At 51.8% G+C, this 19,610-nt stretch carries 18 protein-coding genes; 6 read left to right on the top strand and 12 right to left on the bottom strand.

What is annotated here, in order from left to right; translation table 11 throughout:
* Nucleotides 1–109: 109 nt before the first annotated feature.
* The 3 genes from U5K31_08920 to U5K31_08910 form a co-directional block, all read right to left on the bottom strand.
* On the bottom strand, nt 110–2,572 hold the full coding sequence (locus U5K31_08920; GenBank protein ID MDZ7772845.1) for a glycogen/starch/alpha-glucan phosphorylase: 2,463 nt from the start codon (nt 2,570–2,572) through the stop codon (nt 110–112).
* A gap of 102 nt (nt 2,573–2,674) precedes the next feature.
* Nucleotides 2,675–3,553 carry a 4-(cytidine 5'-diphospho)-2-C-methyl-D-erythritol kinase gene (ispE, locus tag U5K31_08915; GenBank protein ID MDZ7772844.1) on the bottom strand — a complete coding sequence of 293 codons (879 nt, stop codon included), beginning with the start codon at nt 3,551–3,553 and terminating at the stop codon, nt 2,675–2,677.
* A gap of 2 nt (nt 3,554–3,555) precedes the next feature.
* Entirely contained in the window at nt 3,556–4,998 is a 1,443-nt protein-coding gene (locus U5K31_08910; GenBank protein ID MDZ7772843.1) for an HD domain-containing protein, read from the bottom strand.
* Between the two features lie 410 nt (nt 4,999–5,408).
* Here U5K31_08910 and U5K31_08905 point away from each other — a divergent pair, with 410 nt between their 5' ends.
* The 3 genes from U5K31_08905 (at nt 5,409) to U5K31_08895 (ending at nt 8,139) form a co-directional block, all read left to right on the top strand.
* Nucleotides 5,409–6,377: a hypothetical protein gene (locus tag U5K31_08905; GenBank protein MDZ7772842.1), complete on the top strand. Its 969-nt coding sequence runs from the start codon at nt 5,409–5,411 to the stop codon at nt 6,375–6,377.
* Nucleotides 6,374–7,141, top strand: coding sequence for a hypothetical protein (locus tag U5K31_08900; protein MDZ7772841.1), 768 nt, complete (start codon nt 6,374–6,376; stop codon nt 7,139–7,141). The genes U5K31_08905 and U5K31_08900 overlap by 4 nt, the downstream gene beginning before the upstream one ends.
* A gap of 65 nt (nt 7,142–7,206) precedes the next feature.
* Complete coding sequence (locus U5K31_08895) at nt 7,207–8,139, top strand: cation diffusion facilitator family transporter (GenBank protein MDZ7772840.1); 933 nt, start codon at nt 7,207–7,209, stop codon at nt 8,137–8,139.
* 151 nt (nt 8,140–8,290) lie between these two features.
* Here U5K31_08895 and U5K31_08890 read toward each other — a convergent pair whose 3' ends face one another.
* Nucleotides 8,291–9,178 (bottom strand): hypothetical protein, encoded by an 888-nt coding sequence (locus tag U5K31_08890; GenBank protein ID MDZ7772839.1) that lies wholly within the window; start codon nt 9,176–9,178, stop codon nt 8,291–8,293.
* 373 nt (nt 9,179–9,551) lie between these two features.
* Here U5K31_08890 and U5K31_08885 point away from each other — a divergent pair, with 373 nt between their 5' ends.
* A complete protein-coding gene (locus U5K31_08885; protein ID MDZ7772838.1) occupies nt 9,552–9,932 on the top strand; it encodes a DUF1428 domain-containing protein in 381 nt (126 codons plus the stop codon).
* 382 nt (nt 9,933–10,314) lie between these two features.
* Here U5K31_08885 and U5K31_08880 read toward each other — a convergent pair whose 3' ends face one another.
* The 4 genes from U5K31_08880 to U5K31_08865 all read right to left on the bottom strand — a co-directional run bounded on the left by U5K31_08880 (nt 10,315) and on the right by U5K31_08865 (nt 13,168).
* Nucleotides 10,315–10,506 (bottom strand): ACT domain-containing protein, encoded by a 192-nt coding sequence (locus U5K31_08880; protein ID MDZ7772837.1) that lies wholly within the window; start codon nt 10,504–10,506, stop codon nt 10,315–10,317.
* Nucleotides 10,507–10,532: 26 nt separating this feature from the next.
* Entirely contained in the window at nt 10,533–11,903 is a 1,371-nt protein-coding gene (locus tag U5K31_08875; GenBank protein MDZ7772836.1) for an alpha/beta hydrolase, read from the bottom strand.
* Between the two features lie 99 nt (nt 11,904–12,002).
* Entirely contained in the window at nt 12,003–12,668 is a 666-nt protein-coding gene (locus tag U5K31_08870; protein MDZ7772835.1) for a hypothetical protein, read from the bottom strand.
* Between the two features lie 2 nt (nt 12,669–12,670).
* Nucleotides 12,671–13,168: a sigma-70 family RNA polymerase sigma factor gene (locus tag U5K31_08865; GenBank protein MDZ7772834.1), complete on the bottom strand. Its 498-nt coding sequence runs from the start codon at nt 13,166–13,168 to the stop codon at nt 12,671–12,673.
* A 341-nt stretch (nt 13,169–13,509) separates the two neighbouring features.
* Between U5K31_08865 and U5K31_08860 the strand changes: the two genes are divergently transcribed.
* The gene (locus U5K31_08860; GenBank protein MDZ7772833.1) at nt 13,510–14,784 is read left to right on the top strand and encodes a 6-bladed beta-propeller; all 1,275 of its coding nucleotides are present in this window, start codon (nt 13,510–13,512) and stop codon (nt 14,782–14,784) included.
* 118 nt (nt 14,785–14,902) lie between these two features.
* Here the strand turns inward: U5K31_08860 and U5K31_08855 are convergent, their stop codons facing one another.
* The 4 genes from U5K31_08855 to U5K31_08840 form a co-directional block, all read right to left on the bottom strand.
* On the bottom strand, nt 14,903–15,220 hold the full coding sequence (locus tag U5K31_08855) for a hypothetical protein (GenBank protein MDZ7772832.1): 318 nt from the start codon (nt 15,218–15,220) through the stop codon (nt 14,903–14,905).
* Nucleotides 15,221–15,231: 11 nt separating this feature from the next.
* Complete coding sequence (locus U5K31_08850; GenBank protein ID MDZ7772831.1) at nt 15,232–16,110, bottom strand: hypothetical protein; 879 nt, start codon at nt 16,108–16,110, stop codon at nt 15,232–15,234.
* 82 nt (nt 16,111–16,192) lie between these two features.
* Nucleotides 16,193–16,519 carry a hypothetical protein gene (locus tag U5K31_08845; protein ID MDZ7772830.1) on the bottom strand — a complete coding sequence of 109 codons (327 nt, stop codon included), beginning with the start codon at nt 16,517–16,519 and terminating at the stop codon, nt 16,193–16,195.
* 145 nt (nt 16,520–16,664) lie between these two features.
* A complete protein-coding gene (locus U5K31_08840) occupies nt 16,665–17,672 on the bottom strand; it encodes a sugar phosphate nucleotidyltransferase (GenBank protein ID MDZ7772829.1) in 1,008 nt (335 codons plus the stop codon).
* Nucleotides 17,673–17,797: 125 nt separating this feature from the next.
* Here U5K31_08840 and murF point away from each other — a divergent pair, with 125 nt between their 5' ends.
* Nucleotides 17,798–19,480, top strand: coding sequence for a UDP-N-acetylmuramoyl-tripeptide--D-alanyl-D-alanine ligase (gene murF, locus U5K31_08835; GenBank protein ID MDZ7772828.1), 1,683 nt, complete (start codon nt 17,798–17,800; stop codon nt 19,478–19,480).
* Nucleotides 19,481–19,610: the final 130 nt, after the last annotated feature.

Genomic DNA, 19,610 nt, shown 5'->3' with positions numbered 1-19,610 from the left:
TCCTTTGATCAGCCTTTCTATGTTTATTGTAAGTGCCACTTATTTGTTGAACACAGGAAGTGATTTTTAGCGGTCTCTTTTCAAAATATTATATCTGTTTTCGTAGGACTTAACCATCCACCGGCACCTGCCAGATCTCCCGGGCGTACTCACGGATAGAGCGGTCCGACGAGAAATAGCCCATCCCGGCCACGTTCCGAACCGCGCTGCGGTTCCACCCTTCCCGGTCGCGGTAGGCCTCCTCGATTTCCAATTGTTTCTCCCAATAGGAGGCGAAGTCAGCCAGCACCATGAAATAATCCCCCTGGTTCAACAGGGAGTTGATCACCGGCTGAAACAAATCCGGCTCCTCCGGGCAGAAGTAGCCCTCCCGCAGCTGGTCCAGCACCTGCCGTAGCCGCGGCAGCTCTTCCAGCTTCTCGGCCGGACGGTAGGGCCCATTGCGCAGCGCCTCCACCTGCTCCACGTCGTTCCCAAAAATAAATATATGCTCCTCGCCCACGCGCCCCGCCATCTCGATATTAGCCCCGTCCCAGGTCCCCACCGTCAGCGCCCCGTTCAGGGCGAACTTCATGTTGCCCGTGCCGGAGGCTTCCATGCCCGCCGTGGAGATCTGCTCGGAGAGGTTGGCGGCGGGGATCATCCGCTCGGCCAATGACACGCTGTAGTTGGGCAGAAAGACGCAGTGCAGCTGCCCCTGCATGTCGGGGTCCCCGTTGATGGTCTCCGCTATGCTGGTGATCAGCTTCACGTGCAGCTTGGCCATGGCATAGCCGGGGGCGGCCTTGCCGGCGAAGAGCAGCACGCGGGGCAGGCGCCCGCTGCCCGGATTCTCCTTGATCTCGTTGTATAGGGCCGCGGCGTGCAGGGCGGCCATCAGCTGTCGCTTGTACTCGTGGATCCGCTTCACCTGAATGTCGAAGATCGCCCCCGTGGGCACCTCCACCTCCAGTTCATCCTTAATGTACCCGGCCAGCTGGGCCTTCTTGGCCTGCTTGACCTCCTCAAAGCGCTCGAGGAAGCGGGCATCCTCCGCGCACCCCTCCAGCTCCTCCAGCCGGTCAAGATCCCGCACCCACTCCTCGCCGATCTCCCCGCTGATCAACTCCGATAGCTCCGGGTTGCACTGCCGCAGCCAGCGCCGCGGCGTAACCCCGTTGGTGATGGCGGTGAATTTCTCCGGGTACTCCTCGTAAAAATCGCGGAAGGTGGTCTCCTTCATAAGATCACCGTGCACCTGCGACACCCCGTTCACCCGCCGCGAGCCGATGACCCCCAGGTTGCCCATGCGCACCGTGCTGTTCATCTCCTGGGTCACCACCCGCATGCGATCGCGCCGCTCGGCGTCCTCCCTCCCCTTCACCTCGATGGAATTCACAAAGCGCCGGTCGATCTCCCGGATAATTTGCGCGTGTCGCGGCAGCAGGGTGCCCATCAACGTCATGGGCCACTTCTCCAGGGCCTCCGGCAGCAACGTGTGGTTGGTGTAGTGGATGGTGCCGGTGACGATCTCCCAGCTCTGCTCCCAGTTCAGCTTCTCCTCGTCCAACAGCATGCGCATCAGCTCCGGAATGGCCAGCAGCGGATGGGTGTCGTTGCACTGCACCGCCACCTTCTCGGGGATGCGCCGCAGGTCGTCAAACTGTTTTTTGAAACGTCGGATGGCATCCTTCAGCGAGGAGGCCACCAGGAAGTACTCCTGCTTGAGTCGCAGCTCCTGCCCGGCCATCACCTTGTCGTTGGGGTAGAGCACCCGGGAGATGTTCTCCTCCATCAGGTTCTCGCGGATGGCGTCCACGTAGTTGCCCTCGTTGAAGCGCTCCAGGTCAAGCGAGTGGGAGGAGACCGCCTTCCAGAGGCGCAGGTGATTTGCCTTGTCGTTGCCGTAGCCGGGAATGGGGGTGTCGTAGGCGAGGGCGATCACCGGCCGGGTGTTCACCCAGTCGTAGCGCAGGTCGCCGTTCCCATCCTCGTAGGCCTCCGTCTCCCCGTAGAAGGGAATGGGATACTGGATTTTGGGACGCACCACTCCCCAGGGGTAGCCGTACTGCAGCCAGAGGTCAGGCTGCTCCACCTGGTAGCCGTCGCGGATCTCCTGGTCGAAGATACCGTAGTCGTAGCGGATGCCGTAGCCGATGGCCGGGATGCCGAGGGTGGCCATGGAGTCCAGGTAACAGGCGGCCAGCCGGCCCAGTCCCCCGTTGCCCAGTCCCGCATCCACCTCCGCCTCGCGGACGGCGTCGTAATCGAGTCCCAGATCCTCAAAAGCCTCCGCAGCCACCTCCTGCAGCCCCAGGTTGATGAGCATGTTGTCCAGCAGCCGCCCGATGAGGTACTCCATGGAGAGGTAATATACGCGCTTGGAACCCTGCTCGTAATAGGTCTGCTGGGTGCGTATCCAGCGGTCGTGCAGGCGGTCCATCACGCTCAGCACCACACTCTGGTAGATGTCCCATTCGGTGGAAGAGTAATTGTCCTTGGCCAGGGTGTAGTAGAGATGCTGCTTGATGTCTTCCCGAAAGGCGTCCACGTTCATCCCGGTGCGCAGATCGCCGTTGCCCGCGTAGCTCATCGTCTGTTGTGCTGTTGCGTTGCCATGATTGAAATGCCGTGTGCCCATACACCTTCCACACAAATAACCAATCCCGGTTCCCAATTCCTAATATGCGGCAACTCACTCCTTGCGGTAGATGCCGGTATCGGGCGAGAAATCCGGCCGCGTCAGGTTGGTCCGCAGCCCCAGCTCCAGGAGTCCCTCGTAGGCGTTGATGGCCACAAAATCCTGCTCGAAAAGCCCGTAGACGGCCGACCCGCTGCCGCTCATGGAGGCGTAGACCGCCCCCAGCTCGTAGAACTGGTCCTTTAGATTGCCCGACACGTTGACGCGGGGGAAGACGGCGGGTTCCAGGTCGTTGGAAAGCATGTAGCGCCACTCCTCCACCGGCTCTTCGGTGAGCACGCGGCGCAGGGGGAAGTCAGGCTCGGGATTGGGCTCGCAGAAACGGTAGGCCTCGGCCGTGCCGCTGGTCTCGCCCGGGAAGCAGGTGACGATCCAGTAGCCGGGCTGCAGGTCCAGCTCCTCGATCTCATGTCCTATACCCGTGGCGATGCCGGTGTGTCCCCTGATAAACAGCGGCACGTCGGCCCCGAGATCGCGTCCGATGTCCACCAGCCTGTCGTCGCTCAGCCCGATATCCTCCATCTTGTTGAGCATGCGCAGGGCGAGGGCGGCGTTGCTGCTGCCTCCCCCGAGTCCCGCCCCGGCCGGGATGTTCTTGGTAATGCGAAAATGGTAATGGTGATCGAGTCCCACATACCGATCCATGGCCTGCACGGCGCGGGTGACCAGGTTGCGGTCGCCGGTGGGAATGTCCTGCTCGCGTCCCTCCTCCTGGTCGATCTCCAGCTTGTAGCGCCCCGCCCGCTCCACCTCAAAGCGGTCCTTCCACTCCAGGAAGCAGATGCCGGTGGCGATGCGATGGTAGCCGGCGGGCAGGCGCTCCAGCACCTGCAGCCCCAGGTTGATCTTGGCGTGCGAATAGGCCAGCCACATGGTCACTCCTGCTCCTTGGGTTGGGAATCGGCCAGCTCCGGAAAGCGATCCCTGATCTCCAGCATATAGTCGTAGGCCGCATCGTGCTCGTTGGGGATCACCCCGTCCAGGATGGCCTCCTTGATGGCGTCCTTGACGTCGCCGATCACCGGTCCGGGATCGATGCCGAAGGTCTCCATGATCTCCTCGCCGTCAATGGGGTTCTTCCACCTGCGGATGCGATCCTTCTTCTCCACCTCCACAATTCTCTGCTCCACGTAGTCAAAGTTGCGGTTGTACTGCGCCACCTTCCGGTCGTTCTTGGAGGTGATGTCGGCCCGGCAGAGGGTCATCAGGTCGTCGATGTCTTCGCCCGCGTCGTAGATGAGCCGGCGGATGGCGCTGTCGGTGACGTCCTCCGACACCAGGGCGATGGGGCGCAGGTGCAGGCGCACCAGCTTGCGCACGTAGCGCATGCGCTCATCAAGGGGCAGTCCCAATCGCCGGAAGATCGACTCCACCCACTTGGCGCCCAGCGCATCGTGCCCGTGGAAGGTCCATCCCGTGCCCGGCACATACTGCTGGGTGGCCGGCTTGGCGATGTCATGCATGATGGCGGCCCATCGCAGCCAGAGGTTGTCGCTCATCTCGGCGGTGTTGTCCAATACCTGCAGGGTGTGCCAGAAATTGTCCTTGTGCCGCACCCCGCGCACCTCCTCCACCCCGTGCAGTTTCACCAGCTCAGGGAAAAAGTGGTGCAGCAGGCCCGCCTTGAAGAGCATGGTGAAGCCCCGGGAGGGGACGGGCGCCATGACGATCTTGTTGAGCTCCTCGATGATGCGCTCCTTGGAGACGATCTCGATGCGCCCCGCCATGCGCTCGATGGAGCGGAAGGTCTGCTCTTCGATGTCGAAGTGAAGCTGGGTGGCGAAGCGCACCGCCCGCATCATCCGCAGCGGGTCGTCGTCAAAGGTCTGCACCGGATCGACCGGCGTACGCACCAGGCGCTTCTTGAGGTCCTGTATGCCCTCGAAGGGATCCACCAGCTCCCCGAAAGTCTCCTCGTTGAGCGACCAGGAGAGGGCGTTGATGGTAAAGTCGCGCCGCAGCTGGTCGTCCTCCAGCGTGCCGTCCTCCACCACCGGCTTGCGCGAGTCGCGGTTGTAGCTCTCCTTGCGCGCGCCCACAAACTCCAGGTCCAGCTCCCTGTACTTCACCTGGGCGGTACCGAAGCGCTTGAAGACATTGATATTGCCGGTCTCCAGCAGCTCGGCCACCTTCCGCGCCAGGGTGATGCCCGATCCGACGGTTACAAAATCGATGTCGGTGACGCCGCTCTCCTCCAGGCGGCTCAGGTAGTAATCCCGCACGTAGCCGCCCACCACCCACGCGGGCTGGTCCACCGCAGAGGCGGCCCGGGATATGACGTCGAAGATCTTCTTATGTTCGGGATTGAGGTCCTGCAAAAGTTGCGCGCTTCCATGGGTATGCGAAAATGAGCGTAAAAATAAGAAGTAATCGACTTGCTTTCAGGTATTCTTTGCTCAATCTTTCGGTTGCCGAACCAAGCACCATTGTACCCGGCTCCCGATCCAAATACATGCTGCGACGCTAACCGATGCGCGTCGACTACAAAGTTGAGATAGGTGGACCTTCGTTTATTAAGTTACTTCCTGAAATCAATGTATTGACATTGATGCTAAAGGTCATGGCAGTTCTATTTATAGGGCTTTTCACTTTTTGACTGCTATGACTTGACCAATCGGCGTTACATTGAGCCGCTTTGAAATCTGCCGTACAGATAGGTTTAATGACATAATTTTTTTATTATGACATAACCATTGTCATTGTTAAATATTTACGTCATTATTCGCTGATGAGTGCACTTATATCCTATCTCGAAAAAGTTACAGGGCTTGAGGTGGAAAAGCTTGGCTACCCGGCAAATGCCTTGAAACAACTTCCATTGTTTATCAAAGAAGGTTACGACTTTTTATATGCTGATTTTCATGATCGCGAAGTTGTTTTTGTTGAGCCCAAGTCAGAGAACGATGTAACTCCCAGTCAGCTTCAAAAACACATTTCAAAAATCGAATCCGCATTTGAATGTCCGGCTGTTTGGGTATTTAATGAGGTGACGTACTATCTGAAAGAGCAGCTTATCAAATCCAGGATATCATTTGTTGTGCCTGGCAAACAACTATTCATTCCATTCATGTTTATGGAATTGAATGAACAGCAAAAAGTAAGAACAACCCGAACAGAATCTTTTTCCCCTTCTGCACAATGCATATTGATTTATCATCTGTGGATGGAATCACTCGAGGATTTAAACTTTCAGGAGATTGCAGATATTTTCAAATACGCACCCCGGACGATTGGACGATGCGCCGAAGAACTGAAGAAAGCCGGCGCATGCAGTATAGTTGGTGGAAGATCCAAATATCTCAAGTTTGATAAAACGGACAGGGAGATATGGGAAACCGTTCAAGACTATTTTAAGACTCCTGTTAAAAAAACAGAATGGCTGTTTCTGACAGAAAATATTGAGGAAGCCAGAATAGCAGGGCTTGGCGCATTGTCTTACTATTCAAATATCAGTTCAGGTGATATTGAATCGTTTGCGATCGATGCAAAAGTATTTAAAGAATTACGAAGTAGAGGGGAAATCCATCCAACTGTCTATAATGAACATGACGTACGGCTTGAAATATGGAGCTATGATCCAACTGTACTGACAAGAGATGATTTTGTAGATCCTTTTTCTCTCTATCTGTCTTCTGTATATGATCAGGATGAACGAATACAGATAGAACTCGAAAATATGATTAGCAGAATATTGTGATTGGGCTTAAAACATTTACGGAGTTTTTTAAAGATTTCACCGACTCATATATCGTTATTGGTGGAGCTGCCTGCGAAGATTATTTCGAGCGGGAAGGAATCAACTTCCGTGTGACCAAGGATATCGATATGATTCTCGTGGTGGAGGCGGTAGATGATGATTTTATATCTCGATTCTGGGATTTTATTAAAGCAGGAAAGTATAAACGAAATGAACAGTCTGATAGATGGCAATATTATCGGTTTATAGATCCGGAGATAGAAGGGTTTCCGGCGCAGATAGAATTGTTCAGCCGCACGCCGGATATTATCCCTCCGATTGATGATGCGCGATTTACCGTTATCCCGACCGATGAAGACCTATCCAGTCTTTCTGCTATTTTGATGGATGGCGACTATTACCATTTTACGCTTGAACATTCAACGACCGAAGGTGAATTACGTCGGGCCAATGAGTTGGCCCTGGTCTGTTTGAAGGCCAAAGCATTTCTTGATTTAAGCCAGCGTAAGAAGGAGGGTCAACGTATTGATTCCAAAACGATCAAAAAACATCGATCAGATATATTCCGATTGGCAGCTACATTAACCGATGAAGATCAGATTACACTACCAGAAAGCATTCAGAAAGATATGAGCGCTTTCATGGAAATGATGGAAGATAACCCGCCACAAACCAAAGATCTTTTGAAAGCGATGGGCATTACCATGCTCAACACGGATCAGTTAATTAACCAATTGAAGCAAAGTTTTAAACTGGACAATTGAAGTAATCGACTTGCTTTCAGGTATTCTTTGCTCAATCTTTCGGCTCCCGAACCCAATACCTCGATGTGAGCGTCTCCCGATCCAAATTCGCCCTGAGACTCAGCCTGGGGGTGTCCCTCCTCTCCCTGGCAGCCAAAGGAACAGGTTTCTGGTTGACCGACTCCACTACCGCCCTATCCGACGCCGCCGAATCGGTGGTACACATCCTGGCCGTGGCCTTCGTCTACTGGGGATTTCACCTGAGCTCCAAGCCCGCCGACGAGGAGCACCTCTACGGGCACGAACGCGTGGAATTTATATCGGTGGGCGTGGAGGGCGCGGTGATCACCCTCGCCGGCTTCACCATCGTCTACCAGTCCATCAGCAACTACCTGCTCGGCCACACCGTGCAGAACCTCGACGCCGGCGTGGCCCTGCTGGCCGGGGCGGGGCTGGTTAATTTCTTGCTGGGACGCTACCTGGTACGCGTCGGTCGGGAGGAGAACAACATGATGGTGGTCAGCAACGGCAAGCACACGCTGACGGACGTGTGGACCAGCCTGGGGGCCGTGGCCACGCTGCTGATCATCCGGTTCACCGGCTGGCAGCTGCTGGACTCCATCGTGGGCGGGCTGTTGGCCACCTATATATTATACGAGGGATTCAAGCTGCTGCGCTACGCCGTGGACGGGCTCATGGACACCCGCAACGCGGAGGCCGACCGCATCATACGCAAGATCGTGAAGGGCGAACTGCCCGGGGACATGACCGGCGTGCACAACCTGCGGCATCGGACCACCGGACAGACCACCTGGATCGAACTGCACGCGGTCTTTCAGTCCGGAGTAGACCTCAAGAAAGCCCACGAAGATGCCACCGTGCTGGAAAAAAACCTCATCAATGCATTAAAAGGCGACGTGATCGTGACCATTCACCTGGAACCCGCCGGCCATCACGAAGAAATGCACAAGACGCTTGAGGACGCCGAGCAGGAACGGCCGCTCAGGGATTTTATTTAAACGGGATCTTACCTGCCATTCGAGAAAATATCTCGTTCGATTAAATCAAGCTATATTGCCGCTTCCATTGGATAACAACTATTTCTTTTTTGGATGAGCGGCCAGGCGATCAGCTTCTATTGGCACCAGTTAACTTTTTCCCGCACTACAATTACTCTCTGAGATTATTTCTAAGGCTACCGGGAGGATCTTCAGCTGAATTCGGCTCATCCGGAATCTCAATTTCCGAGGCTGAACGGGTCGTTGTTGAGGCGTTTGACTTGCTTTTTTTCTTGTTAGAGGATTGTAAAACCAAATTGGAGAGTTGACGCACAGTATTGGCAACTTCGGCTTTATTTTTTTCAACGGAGCGTTTTACAAAGTAGCGCATGATAGGATAACTGCAAATGGCAAGGACTATTCCCGCCGTTATGCCGGGCCATCCTGTACCAAGTATAGAGTTGCTGAGAGCTCCGCCGATTACTCCTAAAGTAACAGCAATCGGAAGTACCATATAGAATTGCGATACCGTGTTGTCCCACTCCAGACCAAAAATTTGACGTTTGCTTACACGTATCCGAAACCTCTCACCTCGTTGCTGCATCAAAACGCGAGTTGAATAGACACCTCCTTCTGTCTTGTAATTCCATTCTGTAGTGCTGGATGACCTGGTAACTTTCGCTTTTCCCTCATGGGTGCCCCAAAGATTATCCCACCAGTTCAGTTCATCGGTGGTTCCATAGATGTGGTTCAATTCCGTAACGAGCACGTCCATTGTTTCTCTATCGGGCTGGTGATCCAGCCAGATTTCTGTGGCAATTTCCTTACGATTGACACGAACTTTTTCTTTTACATCCGGTAGCGTTTTCCCCATTTCGGAAGCGGCTCGTTCAATGAGCTCTGGGTCAAGACCCGCTTCAGATGCAACATGTTTAAGTTCATTAATCGTCAAACCGTTTTCGCTGCTGTCTCTTTCAGATACGGACCGCTCAGCCTCAAGCTCAGCAGCCCGCTTGATCAACTTTTGTACTTCCTCCTCAGAAAATATGCGGTTTGACATGTGGAAAGAGAAATTAGCTATAGATTAATTTAGGACCGTGTTCAGTGATTAATGCAACACAGCGGTGTTTCAGGGCTTGTTGAATGGGTGAAAGGTAATCAAATTTACGAGTCGGTCGAATGTTCAGGTACTTCTCGACGGTTTTGATGCGCTGACGGGATATTTCTCGCAGGTCCGTCCCTTTCGAAAAAACCGTGAAATCAGCCAGATGCTTTTTCTACGGTTCTTTTATCCCAAGAGTTATAGGGGCGGGTAAAGTAGGTATCGGCCTGCAGGATAAATATTTCGTGTAGCACTTATGACTTGAACTCAGGATTGTTGTAGTACATTAGACAAACCGAAAAAATGAATACCACAACCATAAGATAGAATTATGACAAATTACATAGATGGCTTTGTCCTTCCAGTTCCACGAATTCACCTGAACGAATACAGGAGTGTGGCTGAAAAGGTAGCTGAAATTTGGAAAGATTATGGTGCAATTGCATACTTCGAATTTGTTGGTGATGATTTGTCTTTAGAAGGCACGAAATCTTTTATAGAAACCGTAGATGCAAATGAAGACGAGGAAATTGTATTTGGTTGGGTCGTTTTTCCTTCAAAGGAGATTCGTGATTTAGCCAACAAAAAAGTTCCTACAGACCCAAGAATGACAGAATTAATCGCGCCATTGACCAATGCTGAAAAATTGATTTTTGACGCCAGTAGGATGGTCTATGGAGGATTCAAACCTCTTGTACAGTCAAACGAATAGGTGAGAAATAAAGTAAAATAACGTGCTACAACAGCACCTAAGAAAACATGGGGTGGACGGTGATTTCCGAAAGGTTGGGAGTGTAAACTGAACTCTGTCTGTTGATCATTGGTCGAGAGGATTACGTGGCAGATCCAGGGGCAACCGGTCCCCGAATCGAATAGCCAGCTGCTGGACGGTCAAGGTTCAATGAATACTCATCTACAATTATTTCTTCACTGAAATGATATCAAGATTTCCATCGCTTTATCTGTCTGTTCAATGGGCACAAATAAATGATCGTGATGAAAGCCCGCTACTACGTTACAACTAATACCTTCTTCTGCCAGTGCCCTTGAAAAGGCAGCTGTAAGTCCAACTGATTCAAGTGAAGAGTAGACCGTCAAAGTAATCCAGGAAAAAATTTCCGGTATGATATTCCCAATTCTGCAGCCTGTTGTTTTTCGATGATCACCGTCTTTCCCTCAGATTCTTGAAATACCATTACTGGATCATGAATTTTCATTCCACCATGATCAGCGAAGCTACAATAAATATACTCTCCAGCATTTAAAACCGGATTTAGATTGTCCATGATAGAAATCTTAGTTGTCGGAGCGGTTATTTATCAGGATAAATAATTGAAAGCGTTCTCCATACTTCCTCCCAATATTCTTCGCTTCCCACTTGCCCCTCCCAGAGAGCCCGCACTCCGTGGAATCCCTCAAACGAAGGAACATATTGAATTTGAGATTCGGTTAGTGTAGCTCCGTATAGCAACACATCTGTAATGCCTTTCGCTTCGTCCTGTGTAGAAGTTATCAGAAAAGGAACACCGATAGATGTGAGTTCGCCTTTTAAGCTACCTTTCACATCCGCCAGATAATCACCGGGACTGAACAAAATCAATCCGTTCAGGTTTTCATTTTGCTGAACGACATACAACGATAATGCTGCGGAGTAGGAGCTACCCCAGAGGGTAACTTTCCTACCATATTCATTTACTAAATAATCGATGGCTGCTTCTATATCCTGTTGGGCATCCACGAACTCTGTACCAAACCCTTCTTTTTCTGCACGTAGGAAGGTCTCGTTTTCTTTTCCGTATACCATACCTCCCGATCGCTGATCGATAACAAGTGCGTTGAATCCTTTCGCATTAAGTTTGGGTGCGATATCCGCATATTCATATTTGTTGCTGCCACCCGAATGGCAGAGTAAAATTATTGGAGCAGACGGGTCAACTTCATACAGATTGCCGGTAATCGTAAGTCCGTCGCCTGCATCAAATTGTATTTTTTCGGGAGGATATTGTGCTCCTAACTCACCAGGTGCCGGTTGCTGTACACTATTTTGCAATCGTTGCTGAGCACGAATTTCCTGCAGTACAAACTCTTCAAGGTATTCGATCTTTGTGATTTTACCTTCCTCATCAAACAAAATGGAAGATTCATTTTCGCCAAGCTGCACAAAATTGAACTTCACGATGGCTTCCCCATTTTTTGATTCAACAATCTCCAGGGAGTTTAAGAGAGGAAAGTTAGTGACCATGTTGGTTAGAATGGCCGTTGAGTTTACGGCAGGTATTGGTCCAAACTGAAGATCCGCACTCAGATATGATTTGACCGAATCGATACTTTTGGATTTGAAACTTTCAGCTAGGGCATCTACCTGCTTTGAATAATTCTGGGCGGAAACAGTAGGTGCGATTAAAAAAAAGGCACATAAAAAAATTAATGGAGCAGCTGAATTCTGTTTTTGCTTTCTTAGTTTCTTGATAATTTTTGGCGAACAATATAGAAAGGCACCTATCAGGAAAAAGTAAGACGACCAGTAATTGAAAGGTGACCAGTACCAGTTGTTTTCTATCAGTTCAAAGTCTGGAGCTGCACCAAAAATTCTTGCTGCCACAAGTATACCGCTTACCAAAATAAGCAGGCTGCCCACTATTTGAACCAAGGTTTTTGGTATAAACTTTTGTAATAGACTCATTTTTTCTGAGGTATTGGTTAAGAATAGATTTTTGGTTTCGGAGGGTTAGTTGCAGAAAGGATTATCAGAATTACACGTGTGCGGTAACTTTTTGCTGAGCTATCTCTCTTCTTCAAGCTCTTCCAAGCACTCTTCCAAGGCACGAATTTGACTGCCGTATCTCCTGTTCTGGCTATATTTGGCCATGAAATAGGAAAACAATGCAAACACAACCGCACCCAAAACAAATAACAATAGGATGGTTGCATCCGGGAAAATCCCGATGCCACGAATTAAATCAATAATTACAAGTACCAAAAAGGTAGCGGGCACAACGAGGGTATCGGAGTATACTTTAACTCTTATCGCATTATTCAGTATCGCCAAAATATTCTTGATGGATGATTTTAAATCACTTTCCCGTTCTTCAATCTTTAAAATATTGCGATAGCTGAACGCATTAAATGCCGATATGAAGCAAATCACCAGCCCAAAAACCAGGTAGAAAATTCCAATCTCTAAATTTGATTCCCGGCTGGAAAAGAACTCCAACCAGTCAAATACCGGTTCTTCAGCTATAAACACATACGCAGTAAATGCCAGCAGCAGCAACCCAATGCTTCCCGCTATAAAAACTTTGGTTTTAATTTTTCGTTTTATCTGGGAAATCGTAGTGTTCGAGCGTTTACCGATCAGTCGCTGAACTTCTTCCTTACTTACAAAGTAGCCTTCAACATCATGCTCGATCGTTTTTTCCCAGGCGGCTTTCAGTTGCTCGAGTTCCATGATCAAGCCTCCACCATTTTTTTAAGTTTCTCACGGATGCGCGTCATCTTAACCCGCACATAATTCTGGCTGATTCCCATGACTTCCGCAATTTCTTCATTTCCTTTTTCATCCAGGTATAACATCACGATTGCTTTTTCCACATCACTTAATTGCTCGATGGCTGTATGCATCATTTGTAATTCCTTTTCCGGCAAATTTTCCTCAGGAGGGGACGCCATCGCATCAAGATCTATGGGTTGAGTGGCATCCTCCTTCTCTTTATTTGATTTTCGGAGTCGCTGTATCGCCACATTCAAACTCACGCGATACATCCAGGTCGAAAATTTGGAATCACCGCGAAACGAAGGATAGGACTTCCACAAGTTTATAAGAATATCCTGGAACAGGTCTTTCCGGTCCTCCTCGTCGTCACAGTACATACCACACACTTTATGGACGATTCCCTGCGCGTCCATGACCTTGTCGATAAATTCCTGTTCGAATTCTTTTCTATTCAAAGCAGCCAGGTATTTGCATCATGTGCTATAGCATTAGTTGCTTTCTAAAGATCAGAATTACAGTTTTTCTCCTTTTTTGATTGATTTTACAATTCTTGGAGATGGGCTGTACCGACCTGGCAAATAACCGGCGTGGTAATTTTGATCTTAATTTAGCAGATAATTTGCGAACAGCAAGATTAGGGGAAGGCATGACAATCCACAAGCAACGTGTTCCAATTCCAGATGCGGCCTGACCCACTGGAAAACTACTTGAGGGGACACCCCGCGGGACTTTGTTGAATTTGGCCTCAATATTACTAAGTTGGTATTACAAAGAGCCAAAACCCTATCCCAGGCCCATGCGCCTGCTTACCGGTCTACTGTCCGTTTCGCTTCTGTTTGTTGCCTGTTCCTCAGGTGGACCGGACCAGAACCACTCCCCCGAATCGAACGGGGATATCCCCGAGCACCTGCAGGACGTGGAAAATTTGACTGTGCTGCCGGAGAATCCGGAGCCGCAGTACAAAATCGAGCTGGTTGAGGAGCATAGTTTCGGCGACAAATACGACGAAGTGGTCCACCTCGGCTACATCAACGATTTCGCGGTGGACGACCGGGGCCGGGTCTACCTGGCGGACATGAGCAACGACAGGATCCACGTGTATAATCCCGACGGGAGTTTTCTGCAATCCATAGGCAGGGCTGGCCGCGGGCCGGGTGAGTTCCTGACTACACGCGGCGGTCTGAATATAGGGGTGAATGAGGAATACCTGTTTGTGTATGACGACACCAACTTCAGGGTCAGCCGATTCTACCTGGACACCTATGAGCTGGCCGACGTGGCAAATCTGGAGATGCGCAACTGGGATCACATCGATACGATCTCGGGCCGGCGTCCCTTCGATTTCTATTACAGGAAGGATGGTACCTATCTGGTCCAGTTTCGCATTGGCGGTATTAGTTTGTCCGCTGACGAAGCGCCCTCGATAACGAATTTGAGATCATACTTTGTTCACTTTGACCAGAACATAGAGCCGGTGTCCGATGTGATCATGGAATACGAGCATCCGGAAATCATCAGAACCGGATCTGGCTCAAGGGTCAACAAACGTTCCTTTCCGTTGGCTAATCGACACCTGATGGTGATTTCCGGGTCCGGACATATATACAGGGCCTATACAGACGAATTCCTTATCCGCACGTACCGATCCGACGGCACCTATGCGCGGGCTGTATACGCCCCGTGGGAAGCAACCTCATTTACAAGGGCACACCGTGACACCCTCCTGGATACATGGTCAGCGATATCCCGCACTTTTAACGTCTTGGAGGTACCGGATCGGTGGCCGCTTTTGGATCAGATCGTAGTGGATGATCAAAACCGGCTCTGGGTATCCATATACACCGACAGCATGGACTCCACGGAGTGGCGGGTTTTGGACGAGGAGGGCAACCTGCTGGGATCATTCGATTGGCCACGAAAACTGCTGAATGCCTTTCCCGGCCACGATTCCGATAACTATATCATCAAGAATGGCGCACTCTATTACCTGGACACCAATCCCCTGAACCTGTCAACCCAGATGGTACGAAAATTCCGCATTGAGATGACACCGGTGCGGGAGAGGGGATAGAATCTGCCGGGCGGTACCGGGATTCACGTGCGGGATGGCAGAGCAAGACCGCTCCATCGTAGTCCCGAAGCTTATTAATAACCAGAAGTTAATGCCCCCTGCTTATTGATTTGCTTGGTCAGGAGATCGTCAAAACAGTGGGTGTACTGCTATTTGACATTGAATCAGTAAGAATGGCGGGTGTATTATAGGCACGGACTGCAAGCTGATACATCTGCTCAACTTCGTCATTCATGTTGATAAACCGTGCCTGTGAACGCTTCTTGGCCAACATTGCGTAAAGCTGCACCATAAACGACCGGGAAACAAATTCGATGTCTGAAAAATCCAACACCTGTTCTGAGGCGTTCCTCTGCATAAGATCTTCAAACACCTTTTTAGCCAGAGACCGGGTGGTAAGATGTGTGGTTCGATATGTCTCTTTCAGGGACAGCATTGGATTATTCTTTATTGAATATAACTGAAAATATTAAGCCTTTCCTTCGGTTCTTTTAATCGAATGTTAATCAATGTTCCTGAAAGAGATAGGGTTCCGGGTTTTACCCATCGGCATTGATCATTCGAACAGCTATATCCATAATTACCGGATAACAGAGTAAACGTACTTACCAGTTCTTTATTGGTAACTATCCGAATGGTATTCGCTAAGCCGGTACCCGGTAAAGCCTCCACCTCACTAATTCTGGCAGATAGTTGACGTTGAATAACTTCCCGCACGGCAATTTCGTCGGTAGTAACGTGCTCATACCTTTTGGAAAGGGAGCCCCTCAGACCTATTCCGTCGTCCATCATACAAAGTTCAAATTCTCCGAGTGCAGGCCAGTATTGTGCAAAAATGTAAAAATTTTTCGCTTCGGAATGATCTTTGGCATTTTCAATCAATTCCGAGAGAAAAAATGCAATGGCATTGCTTAATTTTTCCCTGATCGCTGGAAAACAAGACAGAATCAATTCTCTGTACTGATCCTCAAGATGCTTGTAAGATTCTTCACTCCGTGAACCGGGACTTTTTGCATCGGAGATCCTGGCTATGGGGAGGTAATTGCCGCTTGCTCCGGGTGTTGCTTCCTCAGCCCTTATTCCGGTTGGAAATCGAATCGTATTCAAGTACGCTGCAATATCAGAATGTTCATTCTTCACATATGGCGACAATTTTTTGGCATTTATTACACAGGCCAATGGAATTACCTGGAATGGAGTGGCAAATCCTTGTGAAGCAACCTCAACCCGATCGCTTACACTCAATGCCTCAATAAGCTGAAGCTGCTTAACCAGATGGCTAAGATTTTGCCAGTGTCCGGCATGTTTGAATCGGATTGGAGCCATGTATATGTGAGTTCAGATCAATGAATGAATCCATCCGTGTCCTGGATTTTTCAAAACTCCTTCCCCTTCACTATAGCCGATGCTATTTGCCCGCAGTGATGAGAGAGATTTCCTTCACCAATTTTTCAAGCGTCTTGTATCCGTTTTCAAAAAGCATCCGGCTTTTTTCAAGGTCATAATCTTTTCCCGTATCTATTTGCCCCATCGTAGTTCCCTCTACGTCGGTGTCATAGCCAAAGAACTGAGCCATCATATTTGTCGCCTCGCCGATATATCTATAAATGAACCCCACGGAGGCGGTTTCTTTTGTCAGGCGGTAATCGGCGTTATCGGCATTTATATCCTTTAAAATTCTTAAACAGTCCTTCCGGCTCTGTTCGACCATTTGACGTAAAATCTCTTTCTGCATGTGCTCCGGTTTATAGTGTTGATAGTTTTGGGTATCTCTGAGAATGCCCGACGTCGTCGCTTTTGACCTCCTCCCTACTCAATAGGTGTAACTGTTCAGGAAAAATGAAAGTAGACAGGAAGATTACATCAGAACGGAAAGATCTTTAGATCTCCACCCCCACCGTAGAATGGTCCCCCACATGCACCTCTTGGTCTACCCCGTGCAGGCGAGTGTGTCGCCCTACCGTTGAATCCTGCAGGCGGCAGTTTTCCAAGTCGGCGTGTTCCTGCACCAAGCTGTTCTTGATGGTACATTTGTACAGCTTGCAGCCGTCGGCGATGCTGGCGTGGGGGCCGATAATGCAGTTCTCCAGCTCCACGTTCTCCCCTATATAGACGGGCGGGATGATGCGAGTTTCGGTAAAGTCGTCTTCGTCGTATTCCCTTCCCTCTTTCTCCAGGATCACGCCGGAGGTCTCCAGCCAAGCGTCGAGGGTGCCGCAGTCGAGCCACTCGTCTACGGACGCCCGTTTGAAGACGTCCCCTTTCTTGAGCATGCGGTCCAAGGCGTCGGTGAGCTGGAATTCGTCCCCGTGTCCCCGTATGTCGTTGTCCAGCAGATATTCGATCTCCTCCTTCAGGCTGGAGGCGTCGCGGAAGTAGTACACCCCGATGATGGCCTGGTCGGAGATGGGCTCGTCGGGCTTCTCCACGAAATCGGTGATGCGGTCGCCCTCATATACGGCCACGCCGAAGCGGGAGGGATCGTCCACCTGCTTCAGCCATATGACGCTGTCGGCGCCCTCCAGGGAGACCGTTCCCTCGGTGTCGAAAAGGGTGTCGGCGAAGACAATGATGCACTCCCCATCCAGCTGGTCTTCCGCGCTGTAGACGGCGTGGGCGGTGCCTTCGGCCACCTCCTGGATGCGAAAATGGGCCTCGGCCCCGTGACGCTCGCTCATGGCCTCCAGAGACTCACGGATCTCCCGCCCGAAATCAGGTCCCAGGATAAAGACGATCTCGGTGATCTTCCGGTCCAGCGTGCGCACGAAGGTCTCCACGATGCGCTCCACGATCATCTTGCCGGCCACCGGCAGCAGGGGTTTGGGTACGGTGTGGGAGTGGGGGCGGACGCGGGTCCCGCGGCCTGCCATCGGGATGATTAATTTCATATATTGGTGGACCTTTGAGATGAGTGTTCCGTATGACGCTGCCGGAGCAGCCCGTTAATATAACGGAATGAATCTACTTTAGCGACCGGACGGCGCCCCTCCCCGCACCCCAAAAGCAGCCGCGTTTGAACTGGTACCTCACATTTATTGACCTGCTCACGGTGGCCTTCCTGCTGGTAATGGCCCGCCACACCTTCCTCCGGAGCCGCTTTTTCCTCCACATCTTCCAGCTGAAGGGCTACAAGTTCAACGAATACCGGCAGTGGTGCTTCGAGCACTGGAACGAGCGGGTGATCACTCCCGAGCACGTGCTCTACAACCTGCTCATTCTCATCCTGCTCTGGCTGCTGTCGGACACCGTCACCGGCAGCGCGGCGGTAATCATCCTGAGCGTCTTCGGCATCTTCTGGTTCGGGCGCTTCGACTACTACGCCGAGGAGAAGCGCAAGAAACCGCTGGTGCTCACCGACAGGGTCAAGCGCCTTCTGGTTCCCTTCGTCCTGCTTTCGCTGCTGCTGCCTTTTGCGGCCACCATGGCCTCGATGGCCGGCTACATCCCGGGTACGGGACTCAGTTTCCGGACGCCGCCGCTTCAGATGGCCGACATCTACATACTTGCCTTCGGCTGGGTGCTGGCCGACGCGCTGCCGCCCCTCTGGATCTGGGCCGCAGGGCGCATCATGCAGCCGGTGGAGGAGCGCATCAACCAGGGCTACATCCGCCAGGCCCGCGAAAAACTGGCTGCCATGCCGGAGCTGACGGTGGTGGCCATTACGGGCTCCTACGGGAAAACCACCACCAAATTCATGCTGCGCGACCTGCTTGGGGAGCGCTACCGCGTCTGCGCCACCCCGGCCAGCTACAACACCCCCATGGGCATCTGCAAGGTGATCAACAACCGCCTGGAGGCCCACGACCAGGTGCTGATCCTGGAGATGGGGGCGCGCTACGAGGGCAACATCGACGAGCTTTGCGACATCGCCGAGCCCGACATTGCGGTGGTCACCAACGTGGGGATTGCGCACCTGGAGACCTTCGGCTCGCAGGAGGCGATCGCACGGACCAAGTCCACCGTGGTGCGGCGGTTGCCGGCCGGCGGGGTCGCTGTACTGAACGCCGACGACGAGCGAGTGCGGGCCATGGGCGGGGAGCGCGATGACATCCGCGTGATTACGGCGGGGATGGAGGGCGGCGACCTGCGGGCGGGGGAGGTAGCCTACGGGCCGGAGGGCACGAGCTTCACACTGGTGGAAGGGGAGGACGTCGAGGGGCGCGAGCAGATTAGCATGCGCCTGCTGGGCGCCCACAACGTGCAGAACCTGTTGCTGGCTGCCGCCGTGGCGCGGCACATGGGCCTGCGGCTGAAGACCATCGCCGTGGCGGCCCGGCGCATCGAGCCGGTGGAGCACCGCCTGGAGCTGAAAAAGCAGAACGGGCTCACGGTGATCGACGACGCCTTCAACTCCAATCCCACCGGCGCCCGCAACGCCCTGGAGATCCTAGGCTCCTTCGAGGGAGGTAGGCGGGTGATCATTACCCCCGGCATGATCGAGCTGGGCGAGCTGCAGGAGGAGAAGAACCGCGAGTTCGGCGAGCAGATCGGGCGGGCGGGGCTGGACCTGGTGATTCTGGTGGGGGAGAAGCGCACCGAGCCTATCTATGAGGGCATCCGTTCCACCGGCTTCGACATGGAAAAGGTGAAGCGGGCCGGGGGACTCTTCCAGGCCAACGAGATGATGCAGGACTTCGCCCGGGAAGGCGACGTGGTACTCTACGAAAATGACCTGCCGGACTCCTTCGACGAATGATCAGTACTTATGAACTTTCGCGACCGTTAATTTCATTTCAATAGGTGCGAAGCTCATTGGGCTATGATCACAAAAGAGAAATTAAAGAAGGAAATTGACCGGCTTTCCGAAAAGGAACTGAAAATGGTAT

The organism is Balneolaceae bacterium (assembly GCA_034521445.1).
GTDB lineage: Bacteria > Bacteroidota > Rhodothermia > Balneolales > Balneolaceae > JAXHMM01.
Note: the sequence above shows the minus strand (reverse complement) of the source record. Positions and strands in the feature narration are given on the sequence as shown.